This is a genomic window from Sphingomonas sp. (genome assembly GCF_036387535.1).
Lineage (GTDB): Bacteria > Pseudomonadota > Alphaproteobacteria > Sphingomonadales > Sphingomonadaceae > Sphingomonas_R.
Map to the genome: position 1 here is coordinate 1 of NZ_DASVTO010000010.1, position 5256 is coordinate 5256.

Consider the following 5256-nt stretch of genomic DNA (forward strand, 5'->3'; position numbering starts at 1 on the left):
CTGGACCGGCGCGGCGCGATCCGCTTCGTCGATGCGGCGCGCGCCGACACCGCCTGCCCGCTCGATCGCGCGGATCTGCTCGCCCGCTTCCATGCGCAGGAAGGGACGCGCATGCTGTCCGGCGCCGCCGCGTTCGCCGCGATGTGGCGCGCGATCCCGCTGCTTCGCCCGCTCGGGCTGGCCGCACGCAACCCGCGCGTGCTGGCGCTCCTCGAACGGGCTTATGTCCGGTTCCTGCACTACCGGCCACGCCTGCAGGCGCTTGCCCGCCGCCGCGGCTGATGCGGTCCGGGGTGGGGAGCCTCTGGCGCTCCACCGCGTTTCCGCCCTGATCCCTCAGCAACAGGAACCTGTCCATGGCCCCCGAAGATACCCCCGTTTGGTTCATCACCGGCTGCTCCACCGGTTTCGGGCGGGACCTGGCCCGCGCGGTGCTGGCGCGCGGCTGGCGGGTGATCGCGACGGCGCGGGACCGCGACCGCGTCGCTGATCTGGCCGAATCAGCACCGGACCGTGCGCTGGCGATGGCGCTGGATGTCACGATCGGTAACGAGATCAGCGCCGTCGTCGCGACCGCGGAGGAGAAGTTCGGCCGCATCGACGTGCTCGTCAACAATGCGGGCTACGGATATCAGGCGTCGATCGAGGAAGGCGACGATCATGAGATCCGCGCGCAGTTCGAAGCCAATGTCTTCGGCCTGTTCGCGCTCACGCGCGCGGTGCTGCCGGGCATGCGCATCCGGCGCAGCGGTCATATCCTGAACATCAGTTCGGTGGCCGGCTTCGTCGGATATCCCGGCTCCGGCTATTATGCCGCCTCCAAACATGCGGTGGAGGGGTTTTCGGATGCGCTGGCCGCCGAAACCGCGCCGCTCGGGATCCGCGTCACCTGCGTCGAACCCGGCCCGTTCCGCACCGACTGGGCCGGACGCTCGCTCCGCCAGACGCCGAACCACATCGTCGACTATGCGGATACCGCCGGCGCGCGCATGGCGACCACCGCCGGCTATAGCGGAACCCAGGCGGGTGACCCGGTGCGCGCGGCGGACGCTATGATCGCCCTCACCGAACGCCCCACCCCGCCGCGCCACCTGGTGCTGGGCCGCTGGGGGCATGACGCGGTCGTGAAATCGCTGAAGCAACGGCTGGCGGAAATCGAAGGCGCGCGCGACATCGCCCTCGCCACCGACTTTCCGGAGGACTGATCCCGCCACGCCGTACATGGCGATAACGGTGGACACGCGTGCGGCTTTGATGTTCGTTAGGGTCTCCCCGCTCGTTTCGCAGGACAGGCCGTTCATGATTTCGAAGCCGTTCGCCGCGCTCTGTGCCGCCTTGCTGGGCGGCACCCTGTCGCTCCTTCCCGCCGTCGCCACGGCGCAGACGGATGCCAGGGTCCAGCTGGTCAAGCCGATTCCCGACGGCGGCGATATCCCGAAGACGTTCGTTCCCGTCCGCACCGGCTATGATCATGTGAAGCGCACGGTGATGATCCCGATGCGCGATGGCGTGAAACTGCACACCGTCATCCTGATTCCCAAGGGCGTCACCCGCGGTCCGATCATGCTGGATCGCACACCCTACAACGCCGACAACATGCTGTCGCGCGGCGGCGGCGGTCCGCTGATCGAACAGAACCTGTCGCCCGCCTATGCCGAACTTGCGCGTGCCGGCTACATCATCGTCGGCCAGGATGTGCGCGGCAAGGATGGGTCGGGCGGCGACTATGTCATGAACCGCCCGTTGCGCGGGCCGCTCAATCCCACCCGCGTCGATCATGCCACCGATGCCTATGACACGATCGACTGGCTGGTGAAGCATGTCCCCGAATCCAACGGCCGCGTCGGCACGATCGGGACCAGCTATGACGGATTCACCGCGTTGATGAGCCTCATCAACCCGCATCCCGCGCTGAAGGCATCCGTTCCGATCAACCCGATGGTCGATGTGTGGAAAGGCGACGACTGGTTCCACAACGGCGCGTTCCGCCAGGAAATGATGAGCTATGTCTATGGCCAGACCGCGACGAAGGGATCGGGCGAGGACTGGTTCACCACCCGGTACGACGATTATGACAGCTTCATGGCCTATGGTTCTCCCGCCGCCTATGGCCGCGCGATGGGGATGCAGCAATTGCCGTTCTGGAACCGGCTGCTCCAGCATCCGGCCTATGACGCCTATTGGCAGGAACAGGCGGTCGACAAGCTGCTGGCCAGGGCGCCGCTGACCGTCCCCACCCTGTTCGTCGACAGCCTGTGGGATCAGGAGGATATCTACGGCGCCCCCGCCGCCTATGCCGCGACCAAGGCGCGTGCCAATGGCAACGCCCATCTCGTGCTCGGTCCCTGGCATCATGGGCAGGGCAATGGCGAAGCGACCCATCTCGGCGGGATCGACTGGGGGTCCGACACCGGCAAGACGTTCCGCCGCGATGTGCTGATCCCCTTCCTCGACAGCAAGCTGAAGGAAGGCGCGCCCGCCGCCAACATCGCGCCGGTTACCGCCTTTGAAACCGGCACCAACGTCTGGCGGCGGCACGCCGATTGGCCGCTCGCCTGCACCACCGGCTGCGCGACCGGCATGACCCCGCTCTACCTGGCGGGCGACAGCAAACTCGTCCTGGGGACCGCACCCACGAGCTCCGGCTATGACGAATATGTCTCCGATCCGGCCAGGCCCGTCACCTACCGCGCGCGGCCGAACTTCTCGCCCTGGGCGCCGGGTTCGACCTGGCGGCAATGGCTGGTCGATGATCAGCGTTTCGCCGCCGCTCGGCCGGACGTCCTCACCTACACCACGCCGGTCCTGACCCAGTCCGTCAAGATCGCCGGCCAGGCCGTCGCGCATCTGTTCGCATCGACCAGCGGCACCGATGGCGACTGGGTGGTGAAGCTGATCGACGTCTATCCCGACACCGTGCCGCAGAAGCCGGAAATGGGCGGCTATCAGCTGGCGGTCGCGATGGACGTGCTGCGCGCGCGCTACCGCGACGATCCGGCGAAGGCGACGCCGGTCCCCGCCGATACCGTGGTGCCCTATACGCTGGCGCTGCCCGATGCGGATCATGTCTTCCTGCCCGGACACCGCATCATGGTGCAGGTGCAATCAAGCTGGTTCCCGCTCTACGATCGCAATCCGCAGACCTTCGTGCCGAACATCTTCGATGCCAAACCCGCCGACTATCGCAAGGCGACGCAGCGCATCTACCATGCACCGGGCCAGGCCAGCTACATCGCGCTGCCGGTCGTTCCCTGACCGTCAGCCCTCGGTTGCCCGCGCTGCGGCGCGGGCATAATCCTCGGCGATCCGGCGTGCCTTTGCGTCCTTGAACACCACGGACGGGTCCGGTGCCGCATCCAGCGCGTGCAACAGCATCCACAACGCAAACCGCCGCCCTGGCTCAGCCTCCAGCCCCAGCGCCAGCCGGGCACGCTCGCAGCCGTCGGCGATGGTGGCGGGATCCAGCCGGTCCAGCTCGGCCGTCCCGAAATAATGATGCAGCAGCGCGTCCAGGTCCATCGTGCATCCCTGTCCGCTTGTGCCGATCGACACAAGCAGGACCGACGGATTTGCCGCGCCGCCGCGTTCAACCACAGGTCCATGCCTGACGGAGACCTGATGATGAAGCCCATGCCTGTTTTCATGCTCGCGATCCTTTCGGCGATGGCCGCGCCCGCGATCGCACAGGATGCCCCCCGCGCCAGCGTCGACGGCGCGACCTTCGCAAAACGGCTGAGCGATCGGATGATGGCTGCGGACGCGGACGGCGACGGCAGGATCTCGGCGGCGGAATGGGCGGCCGGCGGTCGCGCCGGGGCGGCCGCGAACCCCGCGCGCACGCGGCGTTTCGCGATGCTCGACGCCAACAAGGACGGCTTTCTGGACCGGGCCGAAATCACCGCAACGGTCGCCGCCCGCCTGCGGCGCGTCGATGGCAATGGCGATGGCCGCATCGACGCCACCGAACGCGCCGCGGCCCGCCCCGCGCGCACGCCGGCGGCCGCCACGGCCGATTGACGGCGATGCGGGCCCCGGCGGATGATCGCGCTTGACCCCGCCGGACCCGGATGCGGCGCTGGTCGCGCGTGTCGGGGCCGGCGATGTCGATGCCATGCGGCACCTCGTCGCGCGCAAGCTGCCGCGCATCCTCGCATTGGCCACGCGCATGCTGGGCGACCGGACGGAGGCGGAGGACGTAGCACAGGACTGCTTCACCCGCGTCTGGCGGCATGCGGCGCGCTGGCGGACGGGCGATGCGCGGTTCGACACCTGGCTGCACCGCGTCGCGATGAACCTCTGTCGTGATCGCCTGCGTCGCCGCCGCGCGATCCTGGTGCCCGAACTTCCGGACGGGATCGACCCCGCACCGCTGCCCGACGTCGCGCTGGACGACGTGGCGGCGGCCGACCGGATGGCGCGGGCGCTGGCCGGCCTCGCCCCGCGCCAGCGGGAAGCGATCGTGCTGACCTATTATCAATCATTGTCGAACATCGACGCCGCCACGGTGATGGCGATCAGCGTCGATGCGCTGGAAAGCCTGTTGTCGCGCGGCCGGCGGAGCCTGCGCGCCACGCTGGCGGAGGAAGATGCATGACCCGGTCCGCACGCGATCCTGCCCGCTTTGCCGCGCTGGCCGATGCCTATGGCGGCGATCCCGCACGCTGGCCCGCCGCGGATCGGACGGCCGCATGGTCCGTCATGGGCGAACCCTGGGCGGCGGCGATCCTGCACGATGCCGGGCGGTTGGACGATTGGCTGGATTGTGCCGCGCCCGTCACGGCGTCGGCCAGCCTCGCCGCACGCATCCTGGCCGACGCGCCCGATCGTCATACCCGACTGCGCGGGCGTCCACGCTGGACCTGGGGCCTCGGCTTCGGGGCCACCGGGCTGGCGGGGCTGTGCGCCGGGGCTGCCGCGATGGCGGCGGTGCTCGCACCGGCCACCACGCCCGACCTGCACCCGCGCGCCGATCCGCAAACCATTTTCGGGGATGTCGCCCCGTTCGGAGACGACTGACATGTCACGCCGCCTGCGCATCCTGCTCCTCGTCTCGTTGATCCTGAACGTCCTGGCGATCGGCGCCACCATCGGGGCGGGCGTCGTCTGGTTGCGCGAAGGGCGTCCCCCGGTCGCGCGGCGCGGGCTGCAGTTTGCGGGCGACGCGCTCCAGGGCGATCAGCGCCGCGCCTTCCGCGCCCATCTCCGCGCCGCGCGCCGGGATGCGCGTCCCTATGCCCGCGCCGCCCGCGCCGCCCG

The 5256-nt window shown here is 69.1% G+C and carries 8 protein-coding genes; 7 read left to right on the forward strand and 1 reads right to left on the reverse strand.

The genetic code is table 11. From position 1 onward, the window contains the following. The 3 genes from VF649_RS01480 to VF649_RS01490 all read left to right on the forward strand — a co-directional run. Positions 1-282 (forward strand): DCC1-like thiol-disulfide oxidoreductase family protein (locus VF649_RS01480; RefSeq protein ID WP_331010184.1); only part of this gene is annotated, 282 nt, incomplete at its 5' end. Positions 283-356: 74 nt separating this feature from the next. Next, positions 357-1205, forward strand: a complete 849-nt coding sequence (locus VF649_RS01485; RefSeq protein ID WP_331010185.1) for an oxidoreductase — start codon at positions 357-359, stop codon at positions 1203-1205. Between the two features lie 94 nt (positions 1206-1299). Further along, positions 1300-3255 (forward strand): CocE/NonD family hydrolase, encoded by a 1956-nt coding sequence (locus VF649_RS01490; protein WP_331010186.1) that lies wholly within the window; start codon positions 1300-1302, stop codon positions 3253-3255. A 3-nt stretch (positions 3256-3258) separates the two neighbouring features. Here the strand turns inward: VF649_RS01490 and VF649_RS01495 are convergent, their stop codons facing one another. After that, entirely contained in the window at positions 3259-3519 is a 261-nt protein-coding gene (locus tag VF649_RS01495) for a hypothetical protein (RefSeq protein ID WP_331010187.1), read from the reverse strand. Positions 3520-3630: 111 nt separating this feature from the next. Here VF649_RS01495 and VF649_RS01500 point away from each other — a divergent pair, with 111 nt between their 5' ends. The 4 genes from VF649_RS01500 to VF649_RS01515 form a co-directional block, all read left to right on the forward strand. Next, positions 3631-4017, forward strand: coding sequence for a signal transduction protein (locus VF649_RS01500; RefSeq protein WP_331010188.1), 387 nt, complete (start codon positions 3631-3633; stop codon positions 4015-4017). Between the two features lie 31 nt (positions 4018-4048). Then, positions 4049-4594 (forward strand): RNA polymerase sigma factor, encoded by a 546-nt coding sequence (locus VF649_RS01505; protein WP_331010189.1) that lies wholly within the window; start codon positions 4049-4051, stop codon positions 4592-4594. Beyond that, positions 4591-5016 carry a hypothetical protein gene (locus VF649_RS01510; protein WP_331010190.1) on the forward strand — a complete coding sequence of 142 codons (426 nt, stop codon included), beginning with the start codon at positions 4591-4593 and terminating at the stop codon, positions 5014-5016. Before VF649_RS01505 ends, VF649_RS01510 begins: the two co-directional genes overlap by 4 nt. Position 5017: 1 nt before the next feature. Next, on the forward strand, positions 5018-5256 hold a 239-nt coding region (locus tag VF649_RS01515), incomplete at its 3' end, for a periplasmic heavy metal sensor (protein ID WP_331010191.1).